Source organism: Novosphingobium sp. JCM 18896 (genome assembly GCF_025938095.1).
GTDB lineage: Bacteria > Pseudomonadota > Alphaproteobacteria > Sphingomonadales > Sphingomonadaceae > Novosphingobium.
On the sequence record NZ_JAPCZF010000001.1, the window covers coordinates 180,898 to 197,785 of the forward strand.

Consider the following 16,888-nt stretch of genomic DNA (forward strand, 5'->3'; position numbering starts at 1 on the left):
CATACCGTGATCCATTTAACCAAGCAATTGCTTGGTTGGCGTGAGGTTCGCCCAAACTCGTTGCACCTTCGCTTGGCGATGGCTGGCTCTGCGCTAGAGTTTCGGCAAGGCTATGGGAGCATCGGGTGATCGTCCTCCAGTTTTTGGCCGCGGTGGTGGCCGCTTTGCCGCCGTTGACCGTCGAGGCGCGTGCACGGCTCGAACCTTTCGACGCCGTGGTTGCGCAAGTTCGCGCGGCGCATGATGCGGCCGGGCCGGCGAGCGACGATCGTGAGCGGCTGGCCCGGCTGTGGGATCTCGACCAGAAACCCATTCGCGCGGCGCAGGTCGTCAATGTCGAGGGACTCGACGCCGAACAGGCGAGGGCGGTGAAGCGCGAGGTCCAGGCCAGGCTGGAGACGATCAACCGCGAGAACCTGGAGCAGCTCTATGCGCTTCTCCCGGCGGCGGGATGGTTCACGCGAACGGACTACGGCGACCATGGCGCCGAAGCCGCCTTCCTGGTCGTCCAGCATTCCACTGCCGAGGTCCAGCGGCGCTTCCTGCCGAGCCTGGAGCGGTTCGCGGCCTCGGGAGACGTCGCACCTTCGCAATATGCGCTGATGTACGATCGCCTGGCCTTGGCCGATGGCAAGTTGCAGCGCTACGGCACCCAGATGCGCTGCGAGGCCGGTCGCATGGTTCCCGCGCCGACCGAGGATCCCGATCGCTTGGAGGAAAGGCGCGCGCCGATGGGTTTCCGCTGGCCGACCTATGCCGACTATTTGAAGAACTTCGGCGCCTGTTGAGAGGAGGCGGGCGGGGCCCTGCTCAGCGCAGCAGCACCGGTAGCCCCGAGACGCCCTGCTGTTCGAGCCCGCCGGTCATGAACGGCGCCTCGGCCGCGGGATCGAGCCGGAGATTGGGGAAGGCGTCGAGCAGCGCGTTGATGCCGGCCTCGATCTCCACCCGCGCGACGTTCATGCCCAGGCAGCGGTGGGTGCCGAGACCGAAGGCCATGTTGGTCAGCTTCTCGCGGTGCAGATCGAAAACGTCGGGATTTTCCCAGCGCGACGGATCGCGGTTGGCCGGGCCGAGGCCGAGTTCGAGCACCGATCCCGCGGCGATCTGGTGGCCGTAGAACTCGGTGTCGGTCGTGACCATGCGGTAGAAGTAGGGCGCGGTCGGGTTCCAGCGCAGGCCTTCCTCGATCGCATCGCCGAGCAGCGCGCGGTCGGCCTTGACCGCCTCGAACTGGTCGCGGTGGGTGAGCAGCGCGAACAGGGTGATGCCCATCTGCCGCCACGAGGTGCCGCCGCCGGCGACCATGACGAGCTTGGCGTGGGTCATGATCTCGCGATCGCCGAGCGGGCGCGGATCCTCGCCGGGCATCATCAGCTTGGTCCTGGTCAGGAACGAGATCAGATCGTCCTGCGGTTCGGCGCGGCGCGCGGCGATCAGGCCGAGCAGGGTGTCCTCGACGATCTTGCCGTTGCGGACACGGTCTTCCGCCGTCGTGTTGCGGCTCTGCGAGGTCGAATGGAGATAGGCGTGGCGGAAGGTCAGCGCCTCGTCGCCCGACAGGCCGATCGCGGTGGTGATCGTGTAGACGGGCACGCGGGCGCAGAAGTCGAGGTTGAGCTCGGCGCGGTTCCCAGTCGCCATGCGGGCGATCAGCCGCGCGATGATGCCGTCGATCGTGCGCGTGCGCCACCAGCCCATCGCTTCGGGCATGAGGAACTTGGGCTGGATCGTCCGGCGATAGGCGCGGTGCATCGGCGGATCCATCTCGAGGATCCCCATGGTCTTCTCGTTGGCCGGGTTGTCGTTGCCCTGGACGCCGTTCGAGAAGGTCTGTGCGTCGCGGAAGGCGGCCTCGCAGGCTTCGTAGGTCAGCACCGAGTAGTGCTGGCGGCCGCGGGCGCGGACGTGGCGGTCGTGGTGCGGCAGGCCCAGCAGTTCACGCAGGCGGCCCTTGTGCACGGGCGCCTGCGCGCGCAGCGCGTGGACCTGCGGCATGATCGCGCCGACGTCGACGGCATTGCCGATGTCCTCGGCCTCGCGGCGGACATCGTAGAGTTCCTCGTAGAGCGGATCGTCGGCGACGAGGACGTCGGTTCCGGTGCCGGAGGTCATCAGGTTCACGCGGCATTCTCCCGCGGTTCGCCGGCCGCTTCGGCGCGGGCGCGCCGGGCCTCGGGGGTTTCGTGGGGAAGGCGGCGCGCGGCCAGCCAGAGCAGCACGAGCGCGATCGGCGCCAGCGCCATCATCGACAGCAGGCCAGCGGTCAGCGAGCCGGTGACCGCGCTCACCTTGCCCGCCCAATAGGGGCCGGTGCCCGAGGAGATCACGATCGCCACCAGCGAGAAGGCCGCGGCGGCGGCGCCGCGCATGCGCGGCAGGACGAGGTCCTGGACCATCGCGGCGATGCCGCCGCTCCACAGCGCGGTGATCAGGCCGAGCGCGAAATAGGCGGCAAGGAACACCCGATAGTCGATCACCGTCATCATCACGATGATGCAGGGGACCTGGCCGATCATGCTGATCCCGGCCATGCCCAGCGGCGCGCGGCGATCGCGCTGCTTCCAGCGGTCGGTGAAATAGCCGCCGAGCAGCACGCCGGCGATCGCGCCGATGATGTGGATCGCGCCGAGCGAGAAGCCGATCTCGTGCGCGGGGATCTGGTAGGTGCGCATAGCATAGGGCGCCGACCAGACGTTGACCGCTCCGCCGACGCAGGCGATCAGTGCGGTGGCGGCGGTGCCCATGACGAAGGTCGGGTCGCCGAAGGTCAGCTTGAACAGCGGCCGGTCGCGGTAGGACTGGATCTGGCCCCAGGTGAGCACGGCATAGGCGCCGAGCCCGAACGAGGCCCATTGCGCGAGGTCGCCCGTGGCGCGCGCCACCAGGGTGGCTATGGCGACGATGACCGCGGCGATCAGCAGGTTGCTGACCAGGCCCTTGCGACCGCCGACGCGGTAGACGCTGAGCACGGTGAAGGGCGGGATGGCCGTGGCGAACTCGCCGAGCACGAAGCGCCCGGCCGAGCGCGCCTCGAGCGGGCGCGGCGGCTCATGGATGGCGAGCACGGCCAGCGCGAGCAGCAGGCCCGGCAGGCCCACCGAGATCAGCGCGGCCTTCCAGGGCGCCGTGGTGCAGGCGCCGGCGAGCGGCAGGGCCTGGCACATGTCTTTCCAGTGCGTGAGGAAATAGCCGCCGACGAACATGGCCAGCGCGCCGCCGACGAAGACGCCCGAGAGCAGCACGCTCATCGCCATGGCGCGGCGGCGCTGGGGGACCATGTCGGCCAGCAGCGAATGCGAGCAGGGGTTGGCGACGGCCTCGCCGACGCCGACGCCGATGCGCGCGACGCCGAGCATCGCGAAGCTGGTCGCGGCGCCGCCCAGTGCGGTCATGACCGACCACAGCGCCAGGCCGAAGGCCATGACCTTCTTGCGCGGCAGGCCGTCGGAGATCTTGCCCATGGCGATGCCGACGACCGAGTAGAAAACGGCGAACGCTGTACCCAGGAGAAAGCCCAGGTCGGCGTCGTCGAGTTTCAGGTCATGCTTGATCGACTGCGCGAGGATCGAGACGATCTGGCGGTCGAGGTAGTTGAAGACGTTGGCGAGGGTCAGGATCGCGAGAGCGTACCAGGCCGCCTTGGGAATGGCCGGGGCGCGGCTTTCCTCCGAGGGCGAGGCGCCCTCCGTATTCGTCGCCACGCCCTCGTCCCCTTCTTATCGTCTTTGCGGTTTCCCGCGCATCAGGAGATGCGCAGGAACTTCTTGGCATTGTTGTAGATGATGTCCTGGATGTCCTTCTCGGGAACCCCGGCGAAGTCACGCTTGATGATCGCGTGGCTGTTCGGGAAGGTCGTTTCCGAGTGCGGATAGTCCGACGACCACATGATGTTCTTGCCGCCCGGCAGGTCGCGCGCGAGGATGCCAGTGCGGTCCTGGATGAACGAGCCCCAGACGTTCTGGTCCATGTAGTGGGACGGCAGCTTGTCGATCGGGCTGTCCATCCAATAGCGCTGCTTCTCCCAGGTACGGTCGCAGTATTCGGCGTACCAGGCGAACCAGCCCACGCCCGATTCCATCATGCCGATGCGCAGGTCGGGGAAGCGGTCGAAGATGCCGTTGAAGATGAAGATGCCCACGGTCTCTGCCATGGCCAGCTTCGACATCGGCATGTCGGGCAGGAAGTGCTGCTTCTCACCGAAGCGCGGCACGCGCCCACCGAGGTGGAAGGTGATGGTCATGCCGAGGTCGCAGAGCACCTTCCAGAGCTTGTCGAACTCGGGCTGGTAATACTGCAGCGCGCCCTTGGGATCGCCGGTCTGCGCCGAGACCTGGCCCGACTTCATGTTCTTGATCTCGGACGTGGTCTTCCAGGCTTCCGCGTTCTGCGGGAAGGCCGGGAGCTGGACCATCTTGAAGCCCATCTTGCCGAGTCGCTTGACGTGCTCGATCGTCTCGTCGACGTCGCGCATCGGCGCATGGCCGACGGGGAACAGGCGGTGCGGCGCGTTCGAGGCCCAGTCCATCACCCAGGTCGAGAAAGCCTCGAAGCTGGCGAGATAGAGGTCGTTGTCGAACGAGCCGAGCGGTCCGCCACCGAACAGGATCGCCTGGTCGATGCCGTCGAGGTCCATGTCGGCGAGGCGCTTGGCCGGATCGTAGGTGTTGCGCTGGTCGGACAGGCGGCCGACCATCTTGAAGTCCTTGCCCGAGCGGCCGGCCTGGTTGTTGATCATCATGACCGGGCGGCGATTGCCCTCGAACAGGATGTAGTCGCACTCTTCGCCGTGCTCGATCACCGGAGCCTTGTGCTTCTGCGACTGGGGGAGGTATTCCTTCCACATGTCGTGCGGCGGATCGATGTGCGCATCGGCATCGAAGATCGGCCCCAGCGTCCAGTCTTCCTTGGTGGCGCTGCCAAATTTGGGATCGGCTTCGCTCATCTTCCAGGCTCCTTCCCGTTGTGTCTTGTTGCGTAAATTCGAAATCGCGAACGCAGTATCGCAGTTCTGAACGATTAAGTCAAGATTACGACTCGTCGCAGAAGCATTCCGTCGCGCCGCAGGAGCGGCGCGCCGAGGTCAGAATACGACGCCTTTGACCTTGAGATCGATGATCGCTTCGTCGTCGTAGCCGAGGCTGGCGAGCACCGAGTCGCTATCGGCGCCGAGTTCGGGCGAACGACGCGCGGGCATGGGCTCGCCGTCGAAGACATAGGGCACGGCGACCAGCGGGATCGTCGTGCCGTCGCCGTAGTCGACGGTCTGGACGAAGTTGTTGGCCTTGACCTGGACGTCGTGCTGCAACTCGCCGACGTCCTGCACGGGATCCCACTGACCGTCCTGGCGGCCGAGCAGATCCTTCCATTCGGCCAGCGTCTTGCTGGCGAACAGCGCCTTCACGTCGGCATAGCATTCGTCGACGTTGGCGGCGCGGGCCTTGGCATCGACATAGCGCGGGTCCGAGACCCATTCGGGCTTGCCCGAAACCTCGCAGAAGCCCTTCCAGTACTTGTCCGCCTGCAGCATGCAGAGCGAGACGAAGCGATCGTCCGACGTGCGATAGTTGCCGACCAGCACGTTGTAGGGCTTGGGCGCCTTGGGGCGCGGGAATTTCTGGGTCCCGTCCATCGTCGACTGGGCGATGAAGCGCTGCATCGACCACATCGCCGTGCCCAGCAGCGAGACGTCGACGGTCGACGGCTCGCCCGTCATCGCGCGCTTGGCCAGGGCCGCGCAGATCGCGCCGCAGAGCATCGAGCCCGACAGCGTGTCGCCGAAGGCCGGTCCCGGAGGGCCGACGGGGTAATCCGCGTCGTCTTCGGTCAGCGACGACGAAACGCCGCCGCGCGCCCAGAACGAGATCGAATCGTAGCCGCCCTTGGCGCTGTCGGGGCCCTTGGGGCCGGTCGGACTGCCGCTGGCGTAGATGATCTTGGGAAACTGGCCGCGGATCGTGTCGGCGTCGATGCCCATGGCCTTGCGCGCGGGCGGCAGCAGGTTGGTCAGGAAGATGTCGGCATCGACCAGCAGCTTGGCCAGGACCTCGCGCCCCTCGGGCTGCTTGAGGTCGAGCGTGACCGACTTCTTGCCGCGGTTGTAGCTTTCCCACGACAGGTCGATCCTGTTGCCGCCGCCGATCGCGCCGATCGACAGGCCGCGCAGCGGATCGCCCGTCGGCGGCTCGATCTTGATGACCTCGGCGCCGAGGTCGGACAGCATACCGCCGCAGGCGGGCACGAAAGCCCACATCGCGACTTCGACGACCTTGATGCCTTCAAGCGGTTTGGACATGCCGTTTTCCCTATCTCCCGGTGGCTTTTCCCGCGTTCGCGGATTCGCCGTTAAATTCTCTATTGTGACGCATGGACCGAAATCGCGAATCAGGTCAATATGCGTCGGTCATTGAAGACGAGAGGGAGAGTAATGCCGGACGATCAATCAACAAGGCCGCCGATGACGTCGGGTCCGGCCGAGCCGAAGCTGCGCGTGCCCGATACGCGCGAAGAGGCGCTGGACCCGGCCTGGCTGAGCCAGGCGCTGGCATCGGTAGGGCAGGGCGCTCCGGTAACCTCGGTCGAAATCGTGGAGGTGATCAAGACCGTTGCCACCAAGATTCGCTTCAAGGCGACCTTCGACGGTGCGGCGGGTACGCAGGACTTCTGCCTGAAGGGCCTGCTCGATGCCGACGAGATGACCAAGATGGGCGGCTCGACCTGCGTGCTCGAGGGGGACTTCTATCTGAAGCTCGCGCCCAAGCTGAACGTGCAGGTGCCCGAGGCGGTCGCGGTCGTCACCGATCGCGAGGCCAAGCAGAGCGTGCTGATCATGCGCGACGTGATCGCCGCTGGCGGCCGTTTCTGCTCGGCGCTCGAGGCCTTCACGGTCGACGACGCGGCCAGCAGCCTCTCGCAGATCGCCAATCTCCACGCCGGCGGTCAGGCCTTGCTCGAAAGCACCCCTTGGGTGACGCCGCGCATCGCCTCGCTCGGCCGCATGCCGCACATGACCGCCGAGATCCTCCAGGGCCTGCTCGATGGCCCGCGCGGCGACAACCTGACGCCGGCGGTGCGCAACGGCGCACGGCTGATCGCGGGCATGCAGGCGCTGGGCGACAAGGATGCGGGGCGTCCGCAGTACCTCGTCCACGGCGATTCCCACGCGGGCAACATCTTCCGTACGGCGAAGGGTTCGGGGCTGATCGACTGGCAGGTGCTGCAGCGTTCGGGCTGGGCGGTCGACGTCGCCTATCACCTCTGCGCGGTGCTGCCGGTCGAACTGGCCGAGACGGAGGAGCGCAACCTGCTCAACCACTATCTCGAGCTCGGTCGCGGCCTGGGGCTGACCCTGCCCGACGCCGAGGAAGCCTGGCTGCAGTATCGCGAGGCGGTGATGTACGGTTTCTACATGTGGGGCATCACGCGCCGCGTCGCGCCCGACATCACCGTGCAGTTCACCGACCGTCTCGGCCGTGCCGTCATGCGGCACGACAGCCACGCGCTGCTCGGGGTGGCCTGAGCAGCGGAACGAAAAAGGCCACGCTCGATCGAGCGTGGCCTGAAGTTCGTTTGGAATTGATGGCCCGCGGTGCTTCGAGCACCGCGGGCTTTTTCTCGCTTACTGGCCGAAGGTGTAGCGCAGACGCACACCGTAGAAGCGCGGCTGGTTCGGGATGATCTCGGCGACGCCCGCCGAGTTCCAGGCACCCGTGTTCGACACGTTGTACTTTTCCTTCGTGAGGTTGGTCACGAACAGCGAGAGATCGACCGGCGAACCGGCGACGCTGCGCCAATCGAGGTTGAGGTTGATCAGGTTGGTCGCCGGGGTGAAGCCGAGCGGAATGCCGTTGACGAACTTCGGCACCGAACCGTCGTTGATGTAGCTCGACTGGTGGACCCAGGTGGCCGAGAGGTTGATCTTACCAACGCTCTCGTCGACCGGGATCGTGATCGACGGGGTGATGCTGAGCTTGTGCTTGGGCGAGAGCACGAAGGCCGAGCCCACCGCGACGTTCGGCGTGATCGAGCCGAACGGCGTGCCGACCAGCAGCTGGCCGAGCGGGCTGCCGTCGCCCACCGTAGCGCGCGGCGCAACCTCCTTCACGCGGGTGTTGAGGTAGGTGTAGCCGAAGGCGACGCGGAAGATCTCGGCGAAGCCGACCGAACCGTCGATCTCGGCGCCGTAGATCCGCGACTTACCCGCGTTCACCACCGCGTTACCGCCGGCAACGCCCAGAGCCGCGGCCGCCGGCGTGGCGACCAGGCCTGCGAAGACCTGCTGGTTGCTGAGGTTGTTGTAGAAGCCGGCGACGTTGAAGTAGCCGTTCACCGCACCGCGGAAGCTCGCCTTGGCGCCGACTTCATACGAGTCCAGCTTTTCGGGCTGCCACAGTTCGACACCGGGGTTGGTGAAGTTGATGCCGCCCTGGCGATAGCCACGCGCATACTTTGCGTAGAACATCAGGTCCGACGACGCCTTGTAGTCGAGGTTGATGACCCAGGTGGGCTCGCTCGACTTGTTGGTCAGGTTGGTGACGCAGACGTCGCGGTTCAGACCCGGAGGGTTGGCGCCGTAGGTTGCCGGGCCGTGGCGGAACGAGTCCGTGCAGGCGCGGGCGATCTGGCGGCCGCTGACCGGATCGGTGAACAGCGGGCCCGTGGAGGCGCTGGCCGAAAGACCGGCGCGGGTGCCCTGGGTCAGACCGACGATCTTGTCGAAGGTGTAACGGATACCGCCGGTCAGCGAGAGCTTGTCGGTGATCTTGTAGGTCGCCTGACCGAAGATGCCGTGGTTGTCGAAGCTCAGCTGGGTGCTCGATTCGGAGATCGAGCCGATCAGCAGCGGGTTGGTACAGGTAATCGTCTCCGGCCGCTCGCAGTTGAAGAAGATGCCCGTACGACCGGCGCTGAAGCCGATCGGGCGGCTGAATTCGAGGTAGCCGCCCAGCACGAAGTTGAGCTTGTCCCAGGTGCCTTGGACCTGGAACTCGTTGGTGAACGTGCTTTCGGCCGAGTTGTAGGTGTTCGGACCGGCCGTATCGAGCACGATGCGGCCGTAGGACTGACCGCCCGCGAGGACGACCGCCGGCAGCAGCGGGCTGAGGCGATTGGCGCGGAAGCCGGTGACAGTGGTGCCGGTCAGGCCGGGTCCGGTATCGATCGACGGCACGACGAAGTTCGAACTGCCGAGGTCGAAGTTCGCACGCTCGCGGAATTCGCCGTAGCTGGCGATGTTCTTGATCGTGATGTTGTCGCTCGCGCGCCAGGTGGTGGTGTTGATCACCTGCCACTGCTGGATCTTGAGGAACGGGTTCCGGTTGTTCGTCTCGATGTCGTAGAAGCCGTCACCGCGCGCAGTCTGGCGACCGAGCTGGATGGCGCACGACGCGGCCTGGAGGTGGCGCGTGCCGCTATAGCCGGCGGTGCCCGAGGTGATGTTGAGCGGCGATTCGGGCGAGGTCGGCGTGGCGCAGCCGACGATCTTCGAAGCGTAGCCGCGCGTGTTCGAGTCGCTGTAGTGGAAGACCGTGTAGTTCTCGAGGTCCGGCGTCAGGTCGGCGACGATGCTGAGACGCGCGTACCAGTAGTTGACGTTGTTGTAGTCCTCGGGGCCGATACCCGACAGGTTGTTGATGAAGCCGTCGCGCTTGTTGCGCTCACCCGCGATACGGACCTTGAAGGTGTCCGACAGCGGAATGTTCAGCGCGCCCTGAAGGCGCATCTGATCGTAGTTGCCATAGGTGCCTTCGACGTAGCCGCCGAGCTCGCTGGTCGGCTTGGCCGGGGTCAGCAGCACGGCACCGCCGGTGGTGTTGCGGCCGAACAGCGTCCCCTGCGGACCCTTGAGAACCTGCACGTTCTGCAGGTCGGTGAAGGCGCCGGCGCCGACGGTGTTGCCCGAGGTCGTGCCGCCCTGGGCGCGTACGCCGACGACTTCGGCGAAGTAGACGCCGACGGTCGGGGCCGTGGCCGAATCCTGGTTGAAGCCGCGAATGTTGAAGTTGGCCTTTTCAGGGCCATAGCGCTCGTTCACCGACAGCGACGGCGTGTAGATCGCGAGGTCGGTGGCGACCGCGATGTTCTTCTGGGTCAGCTGCTGTGCGTTGAACACGGTGATCGACACCGGCACGTCCTGCAGGCGCTGTTCGACGCGCTGCGCGGTGACGATGATGTCGCCGGTGGCGCTGTCATCGGTGCTCTGGGCCAGCGCCGGGTTGGCCGAGGCCATGCCGGCGAAAGCTACGCCGAGCAACAGGCCCGATCTGATCGTGGTATTCCTCATTAGTACTCTCCTCCTCCGCAGAAATTTTTATCGAGTTATCTTGCCGGCTTCGCCGGTCGTCGGGAAAGGTCAGGAAGCGATATTCGGCGTGACGCAGGCGGCATCCAGGCCCGCTGCCGATCGGGCAGAAGCCGTGCCGCGGCGAACCGCAGTCGTCGTAAATCGCATCAGGCTGATTGCCATCGACCGATCCCTCATCCCCCGTCATTTATGCGATGGTCTATCGCTTAAATGAACGATTTTCATTTATCTTGAGGCAGTTCTAGCAATCCGCTGGATTGGTCACAATAGGGAACAGTGCTTCGCGCGAATGAATTGCGGGGATAGTGTTGCGAGCCTGCATCACTGCTGCATCAGCCTTGCAGTGCGATCTCCAGCACGGTCTCGGTCCCGGCCCAGGACATCTTGTGCGCCATCGCGTTGTAGCGGATTCCGTCCATGCCCATCTTGCCCGCGTCGGGGTCGGTGAAGCTGTGCGCGGCCTCGCCGAACACGGTGATCTGATAGCGTGCCTGGGCTTGTGTCAACTCGCGGCGCAGCGTCTCGATTTCCTCGAGCGTGGCATAGGGATCCTGGGCGCCGCAATAGGCGACGACTTCGCATTTGACCGCGCCGGGCTGGGCCGGGGCGTGGGTCTTGAGCGTACCATGATAGGACACCACCGCCCGGAGTTCGGCCCCCGCGCGGGCGAGTTCGAGCACGCAGTGGCCGCCGAAGCAGTAGCCGATCGCGGCGATGCGGGCGGGATTGACCTCGGGGTGGGTGCGCACGGCTTCGAACCAGGCGAGCGAACGATCGCGCACGTTCTTCATGCCGTCGTCGATGAAATACATGTAGGCGCCGTGCGCGGCCTCGGGCGCACCGTTCTGGACTTCGGGGCCGTACATGTCGGTGGCGATCGCCAGGTAGCCCAGCGCCGCCAGCTTCTCGATCGTGCCCTTGACCTGATGGCGCAGGCCGTTGGCGCTGTGCATGACCATCACCGTCGGGAACGGACCGCTGCCCTCGGGCCGTGCGATCAGGCCTTCGAGGCGCGTGCCGTCGTGCTCGCAATGGATGGTCTCGAAGGCGGCCATGATTCTCTCCCTGGAATTGCTGTTCGTTTCGGCGAACATGGCGCGACGCCGCGGCGCCTGTCAAACCGACGGCGGCGCGATTGTCGCGGCATCGTCGGCGTGGCATGAGGCGGCGGATGAAGCGCGCCGCCTATTCCTCGCCGCGCGGTCTGCGCTGGGGCGTGGCCTTGCTGGTCGTGCTTTTGCATATCGCGCTGCTGCTGGCGCTGATCCGCGCTTTCGCCCCCGATTTCACCGCGCGCGTGACCGAGCAGGTCTTCGGCACGGTCACCGTGACCGTCACGACGCCGCCGCCGGCGCCCACGCCGGCGCCGCAACCGGCGCCACCCGCGCTCGCGCCGCAACCCGAGGGGGCCGCCGCCGCTGCGGGCAAGCAGGCGGTACCGCGGCCGATCGCCGCGCCGAGCCCGCAGATCGTCATCGCCACCCAGGCGGCGCCGCCGGTCGTGGGGCAGGGCAGCGCCAATGCGTCCGGCGCGCGAGACAGCGGGGCAGGCAGCGGGGCTGGCGGCCAGGGAAGCGGAACCGGGGCGGGCGCCTCGGGCTCGGGCCAAGGCGGGGGCGGTATCGCCACCAAGGCGGCGAAGCTGTCGGGCGACATCAACTCGGCACGCGACTATCCCGAGGCCACGCGCGAACAGCGACTCGGCGACTATGTGATCGTCGCGCTGACCGTGGGGACCGACGGAAGGGTCAAAGGCTGCCGCGTCCACCGTGCGAGTCGCGATTCGCAGGCCGACCAGATCACCTGCCGACTGGCCACAGAACGCTTCCGATTCCGTCCGGCGACCGATGCGACGGGCCGTGCAATCGAGTCGGTCTTCGGTTGGCAGCAGCGATGGTTCGGTCCGACCGAATAAAAATCGGAGCCGCTTGGAGCCGGCGCACGGATCGGGCATTTAGGCGGTGATGACTCAAATCATTCCCGTGATCCTCTGCGGCGGCAGCGGTACCCGCTTGTGGCCGCGCAGCCGTGCCGTGAAACCGAAACCCTTTCTGCCGCTGGTCGGCGACAGCACGCTGTTCGAGGCGACGCTGGGCCGCTGCCCGCCCGACGCCGACTTCGCGCCGGCGATCGTCGTGACCGGCGCGGCGCATCTGCCGCATGTGGAGGACCAGCTGGCCGGCGCGCCCGACGCGCGGGTCATCGTCGAGCCTGCGGCCAAGAACACCGCCGCGGCGATCGCACTGGCGGCGCTGCGGGTGTCCGAGGACGCGATCATGTTGGTCTGCCCGAGCGATCACCACATCGCCGATTGCGACACCTTCGTCGCCGCGGCGCATGCCGCCGCGGCCCTGGCCGGAGAGGGTTGGCTGGTGTCCTTCGGGATCGAAGCCAAGACCCCCGAAACCGGCTATGGCTATCTCAAGCGCGGCGAGGCGATCGGCGAGACCGGCTTCCGCGTCGACCAGTTCGTCGAGAAGCCCGATCGCGAGCGTGCACAGGGCTTTCTCGACGCCGGCATCTACGCCTGGAACGGCGGCATCTTCGCCTTCCGCGCGCGAGACTTCCTGGCCGAGCTCGAAGCGCACCGCCCGGCGATCCTCGACGCGGTGCGGCGCTCGGTCGAACGCGGGGTCGACGACAACCACCGTTTCTATCCCGAGCCGGAGGCTTTCGCCGAGGTGCAGAGCGAATCGGTCGACTATGCGGTGATGGAGAACACCGGCCGCGCCGCCATGGTCCCCGCCGACATGGGCTGGTCCGACATCGGCAACTGGCAGGCGCTCCACGAAGCGCGTGCGCGCGACGAACAAGGCAACGTCGCGATTGGCCGCGTCGAACTCGTCGACTGCCGCAATGTCCTCGTCGACAGCGACGGGCCGCGCGTTTCGGTCATCGGGCTCGAGAACGTGATGGTCGTGATCGACGGCGACGAGGTGCTGGTCACCACCGCCGCCGGCGCCCAGCTCGTCGGCAAGCTGTCAGGGGCAGTGAACCAATGAGCGCGGCCTTGCCCATCCGGGAGGTCGAGAAACCCTGGGGCAAGGACACGCTTCCCGCACCTTTCGCGGCACCCGACGGCAAGCGCATCGGCGAAATCTGGTTCGAGCCGCCGCCTGCGCTGCCGCAGCTGCTGGTCAAGTACATCTTCACCAGCGAGGCGCTGTCGGTCCAGGTCCATCCGTCGGATGCCGAGACCCTGGCCAAGGGCCTCGGCCGCCAGGGCAAGGAGGAATGCTGGCTGATCGTCGATGCCGAGCCCGAGGCGAAGCTGGGCATCGGCTTCAAGCAGCCGCTTTCGTCCGAGGCGCTGCGCACGGCCGCGCAGGACGGTTCGATCGAGGACCTGATGCAGTGGCACAAGGTCCGCCCCGGCGACTTCTTCTACATTCCCGCGGGCACGGTCCACGCGATCGGCGCCGGGGTGAGCCTGATCGAGGTCCAACAGAACAGCGACATCACCTATCGGCTCTACGACTACGGCCGCCCGCGCGAACTGCATCTCGACGAGGGCGTGGCCGTGGCCAAGGGCCAGCCCTATCCCGACGAATACAAGCTTTCGGTGCCCGATCGCGACGACGTGACCCTGGTCGAGGGGCCGCTGTTCCGGCTCGACCAGATCGAGGGTCTGCCGAACGAGGACGTCGCCATGCGCTATGGTGCGCGGCCGCTGCTGGTGATCCCGCGCCAGGGCGCGGCGAAGATCGGCAGCGAGGCCGTGCTGCCCGGTGGCTGTGGGCTCGCGACGGACTTTGACCAGATCGCCTTCGATGAGAACGGCGCCTGCCTGATCGCCCAACCCCTGACCTAGTCGGAGCCTCCCTGACCATGCGCCGGACGCGCGCGGTCGGCCCGATTTTGCAACTGCCGGCGGGTTGATCCTGCGGGCCGGCGGGCGCAAAGTCCGCGGCCGAGAGGAGACCTGCCCTGTCCACCGTTCATCCCGTCCCCGCCGCCTGGGCGGCCCGTGCCTATGTCGATGCCGCGGGCTATGCCGAGAAGTACCGTCGTTCGATCGAGGAGCCCGAGGCCTTCTGGCGCGAGGAGACGGCAAGGCTCGACTGGATCAAGCCTTGGACCAGGCTCTCGCAGACCAGCTTCGACGAGGCGGACTTCGGCATCGAATGGTTTTCGGACGGCACGCTCAACGTCGCGGCCAATTGCCTCGACCGCCACCTGGCCGAGCGCGGCGATACCGTCGCGATCCTCTGGGAGGGTGACGATCCGTCGCAGCAGCGGCGGATCACCTATCGCGAGCTGCACGAGGATGTCTGCCGTTTCGCCAATGCGCTGAAGGTGTTGGGCGCGAAGAAGGGCGATCGCGTGACGATCTACCTGCCGATGATCCCCGAAGCGGCCGTGGCCATGCTGGCCTGCGCGCGGATCGGCGCGATCCACTCGGTGGTCTTCGGCGGTTTCTCGCCCGAGGCACTGGCCGGCCGCATCCAGGATTGCGACAGCCGGATCGTCGTCACCGCCGACGCCGGCATGCGCGGCGGCAAGACCGTCCCGCTCAAGGCCAATGTCGACGAGGCGTTAAACCATTGCACCTCGGTCGAGGCCGTGCTGGTCGTGCGCCATGTCGGCAATCCCGTGACCCTGGCCGAGGGCCGCGATCACTGGTGGCACGAAGCGCGCGAGACCGCTTCGTCGAACTGCCCGCCCGAGGAGATGGGCGCCGAGGATCCGCTGTTCATCCTCTACACCTCGGGTTCGACCGGCAAGCCCAAGGGCGTGCTCCACACCACCGGCGGCTACCTGACCTGGGCGGCGATGACGCACCACTACGTCTTCGACTACCGCCCCGGCGAGATCTACTGGTGCGCGGCCGACGTCGGCTGGGTCACCGGCCATTCCTACGTCGTCTACGGCCCGCTGGTGAACGGCGCGACCCAGGTGATGTTCGAGGGCGTGCCCAACTATCCCGATCACAGCCGCTTCTGGCAGATTGTCGACCGCTATCAGGTCAACATCTTCTACGGTGCCCCCACCGCGCTGCGCGCGCTGATGCGCGAGGGCGACGAGTGGGTGAAGAAGACCGACCGTTCGTCGCTGCGGCTGCTCGGCTCGGTGGGCGAGCCGATCAATCCCGAGGCCTGGGAATGGTACTGGCGCGTGGTCGGCGACGAGCGTTGCCCGATCGTCGACACCTATTGGCAGACCGAGACGGGCGCCTGCATGATGACGCCGCTGCCCGGCGCCCATGCGCTCAAGCCCGGTGCGGCCTCGTTCCCGATGTTCGGCGTCGTCCCGCAGATCGTCGATGGCGAGGGCGTGGTTCTGGATGGCGCGACCGAGGGCAACCTCTGCATCACGCAAAGCTGGCCGGGCCAGATGCGCACGGTCTGGGGCGATCACGAGCGCTTCTTCCAGACCTATTTCACCACCTATCGCGGCAAGTATTTCACCGGCGACGGCTGCAAGCGCGACGCGGACGGCTACTACTGGATCACCGGCCGCGTCGATGACGTGATCAACGTCTCGGGCCACCGCATGGGCACGGCCGAGGTCGAGTCCGCGCTGGTCGCCCATGCCAAGGTCGCCGAGGCCGCGGTCGTCGGCATGCCGCACGAGATCAAGGGGCAGGGCATCTACGCCTATGTCACGCTCAACGCCGGAGTCGACAGTGATGGGGCCGAGGGCGAGGACGTACGCAAGGAACTGGTCCAGTGGGTCCGCCACGAGATCGGCCCGATCGCCACGCCCGACGTGATCCACTTCGCCCCGGCGCTGCCGAAGACGCGCTCGGGCAAGATCATGCGCCGCATCCTGCGCAAGATCGCCGAGAACGACACGTCGAACCTCGGCGATACTTCGACCCTGGCCGATCCCGGCGTGGTCGATACGCTGCTGGCGACGCGGGGGTAGTGCGGCATGCCTGTCCTCGATCCTCCCTGTTTTTGGCGAAGCCACAAACGGGGGAGGGGGACCGCCGGCCTCTTCCGGCCGGTGGTGGAGGGGCGGCGGTCCTTCACCGCCGCTTGTGCGGCGGCCTCTCCACCACTGCCGCTTCTCGTCAGCGGTCCCCCTCCCCATTTGTCCCTTTGGGAAAAATAGGGAGGATCGCATGATCCGCAGGCGCAAGGCATGATCGCCCACACCATCCAGCTCGCGCTCGCGCCGGTGTTCATGCTGGTGGCGATCGGCAACATCATGAACATCCTGTCGACCCGGCTCGGCCGTACGGTCGATCGCGCGCGCAAGCTGCAGGATCTGCACGCCGCGACCACCGGCGACGAGCACGACCTCGTCGTCCAGGAAATCCGCACGGTCGACCGGCGCATCCACCTGATCACGCGCTCGATCCTGTTCCTCGTGATCGGCTGCCTGGCGATCGGCACGACCGTGGCGATCCTCTTCGTCGAAGAACTGTTCGACTATCCGCTCGAAAAGGTCGCCGCGGGCTTCTTCCTCGTCGCGGTCGGGCTGTTGATGGCCGGGCTGACCTTGTTCCTGCGCGAGATCCGCATCGCTGCGGCTTCGCTGCGGATCGACCGCAACCTGCTCGAACTGCACCGCAAGCTCTGAGGGCAAGCTCCGAGGGTCAAGTTCCAAGGCCAAGTTGCCGCTGGCCAAACCCCCTGC

General features: G+C 66.6%; 13 protein-coding genes. 7 read left to right on the forward strand and 6 right to left on the reverse strand.

Annotated features, from left to right (window positions below):
* Positions 1-125: 125 nt before the first annotated feature.
* Positions 126-788 (forward strand): DUF6624 domain-containing protein, encoded by a 663-nt coding sequence (locus tag OLX23_RS00820; RefSeq protein ID WP_264442242.1) that lies wholly within the window; start codon positions 126-128, stop codon positions 786-788.
* 22 nt (positions 789-810) lie between these two features.
* Here the strand turns inward: OLX23_RS00820 and OLX23_RS00825 are convergent, their stop codons facing one another.
* From OLX23_RS00825 to OLX23_RS00840, 4 genes are all read right to left on the reverse strand, one after another.
* Complete coding sequence (locus tag OLX23_RS00825; RefSeq protein ID WP_264443690.1) at positions 811-2,115, reverse strand: cytochrome P450; 1,305 nt, start codon at positions 2,113-2,115, stop codon at positions 811-813.
* 5 nt (positions 2,116-2,120) lie between these two features.
* The gene (locus OLX23_RS00830; protein ID WP_264442244.1) at positions 2,121-3,704 is read right to left on the reverse strand and encodes an MFS transporter; all 1,584 of its coding nucleotides are present in this window, start codon (positions 3,702-3,704) and stop codon (positions 2,121-2,123) included.
* Between the two features lie 41 nt (positions 3,705-3,745).
* Positions 3,746-4,945: an amidohydrolase family protein gene (locus OLX23_RS00835; protein WP_264442246.1), complete on the reverse strand. Its 1,200-nt coding sequence runs from the start codon at positions 4,943-4,945 to the stop codon at positions 3,746-3,748.
* Between the two features lie 138 nt (positions 4,946-5,083).
* The gene (locus OLX23_RS00840; protein ID WP_264442247.1) at positions 5,084-6,295 is read right to left on the reverse strand and encodes a CaiB/BaiF CoA transferase family protein; all 1,212 of its coding nucleotides are present in this window, start codon (positions 6,293-6,295) and stop codon (positions 5,084-5,086) included.
* A 162-nt stretch (positions 6,296-6,457) separates the two neighbouring features.
* Here OLX23_RS00840 and OLX23_RS00845 point away from each other — a divergent pair, with 162 nt between their 5' ends.
* Positions 6,458-7,519, forward strand: a complete 1,062-nt coding sequence (locus tag OLX23_RS00845; protein ID WP_264442249.1) for an ecdysteroid 22-kinase family protein — start codon at positions 6,458-6,460, stop codon at positions 7,517-7,519.
* A 99-nt stretch (positions 7,520-7,618) separates the two neighbouring features.
* Here the strand turns inward: OLX23_RS00845 and OLX23_RS00850 are convergent, their stop codons facing one another.
* Entirely contained in the window at positions 7,619-10,282 is a 2,664-nt protein-coding gene (locus OLX23_RS00850) for a TonB-dependent receptor (protein WP_264442252.1), read from the reverse strand.
* A 353-nt stretch (positions 10,283-10,635) separates the two neighbouring features.
* Positions 10,636-11,358, reverse strand: coding sequence for a dienelactone hydrolase family protein (locus tag OLX23_RS00855; RefSeq protein ID WP_264442253.1), 723 nt, complete (start codon positions 11,356-11,358; stop codon positions 10,636-10,638).
* A gap of 116 nt (positions 11,359-11,474) precedes the next feature.
* On the opposite strand from OLX23_RS00855, the gene OLX23_RS00860 reads away from it, so the two are divergent.
* The 5 genes from OLX23_RS00860 (at position 11,475) to OLX23_RS00880 (ending at position 16,831) form a co-directional block, all read left to right on the forward strand.
* Entirely contained in the window at positions 11,475-12,218 is a 744-nt protein-coding gene (locus OLX23_RS00860) for an energy transducer TonB (RefSeq protein WP_264442254.1), read from the forward strand.
* Between the two features lie 49 nt (positions 12,219-12,267).
* Positions 12,268-13,305, forward strand: a complete 1,038-nt coding sequence (locus tag OLX23_RS00865; RefSeq protein WP_264442256.1) for a mannose-1-phosphate guanylyltransferase — start codon at positions 12,268-12,270, stop codon at positions 13,303-13,305.
* A complete protein-coding gene (locus tag OLX23_RS00870; RefSeq protein WP_264442259.1) occupies positions 13,302-14,114 on the forward strand; it encodes a class I mannose-6-phosphate isomerase in 813 nt (270 codons plus the stop codon). Before OLX23_RS00865 ends, OLX23_RS00870 begins: the two co-directional genes overlap by 4 nt.
* Before the next feature lie 116 nt (positions 14,115-14,230).
* Positions 14,231-16,171, forward strand: coding sequence for an acetate--CoA ligase (gene acs, locus OLX23_RS00875; RefSeq protein WP_264443691.1), 1,941 nt, complete (start codon positions 14,231-14,233; stop codon positions 16,169-16,171).
* 219 nt (positions 16,172-16,390) lie between these two features.
* Positions 16,391-16,831, forward strand: a complete 441-nt coding sequence (locus OLX23_RS00880; RefSeq protein ID WP_264442261.1) for a DUF2721 domain-containing protein — start codon at positions 16,391-16,393, stop codon at positions 16,829-16,831.
* The last annotated feature ends 57 nt before the right edge of the window (positions 16,832-16,888 follow it).

What these genes read in the sequence shown, in the direction of transcription:
- OLX23_RS00850 (WP_264442252.1), bottom strand. Translation starts at nt 10,282, where the DNA reads ATGAGGAATACCACGATCAGATCGGGCCTGTTGCTCGGCGTAGCTTTC.
- OLX23_RS00845 (WP_264442249.1), top strand. Translation starts at nt 6,458, where the DNA reads ATGACGTCGGGTCCGGCCGAGCCGAAGCTGCGCGTGCCCGATACGCGC.
- OLX23_RS00870 (WP_264442259.1), top strand. Translation starts at nt 13,302, where the DNA reads ATGAGCGCGGCCTTGCCCATCCGGGAGGTCGAGAAACCCTGGGGCAAG.
- OLX23_RS00840 (WP_264442247.1), bottom strand. Translation starts at nt 6,295, where the DNA reads ATGTCCAAACCGCTTGAAGGCATCAAGGTCGTCGAAGTCGCGATGTGG.
- OLX23_RS00865 (WP_264442256.1), top strand. Translation starts at nt 12,268, where the DNA reads ATGACTCAAATCATTCCCGTGATCCTCTGCGGCGGCAGCGGTACCCGC.
- OLX23_RS00880 (WP_264442261.1), top strand. Translation starts at nt 16,391, where the DNA reads ATGATCGCCCACACCATCCAGCTCGCGCTCGCGCCGGTGTTCATGCTG.
- OLX23_RS00860 (WP_264442254.1), top strand. Translation starts at nt 11,475, where the DNA reads ATGAAGCGCGCCGCCTATTCCTCGCCGCGCGGTCTGCGCTGGGGCGTG.
- OLX23_RS00825 (WP_264443690.1), bottom strand. Translation starts at nt 2,115, where the DNA reads ATGACCTCCGGCACCGGAACCGACGTCCTCGTCGCCGACGATCCGCTC.
- OLX23_RS00835 (WP_264442246.1), bottom strand. Translation starts at nt 4,945, where the DNA reads ATGAGCGAAGCCGATCCCAAATTTGGCAGCGCCACCAAGGAAGACTGG.
- OLX23_RS00855 (WP_264442253.1), bottom strand. Translation starts at nt 11,358, where the DNA reads ATGGCCGCCTTCGAGACCATCCATTGCGAGCACGACGGCACGCGCCTC.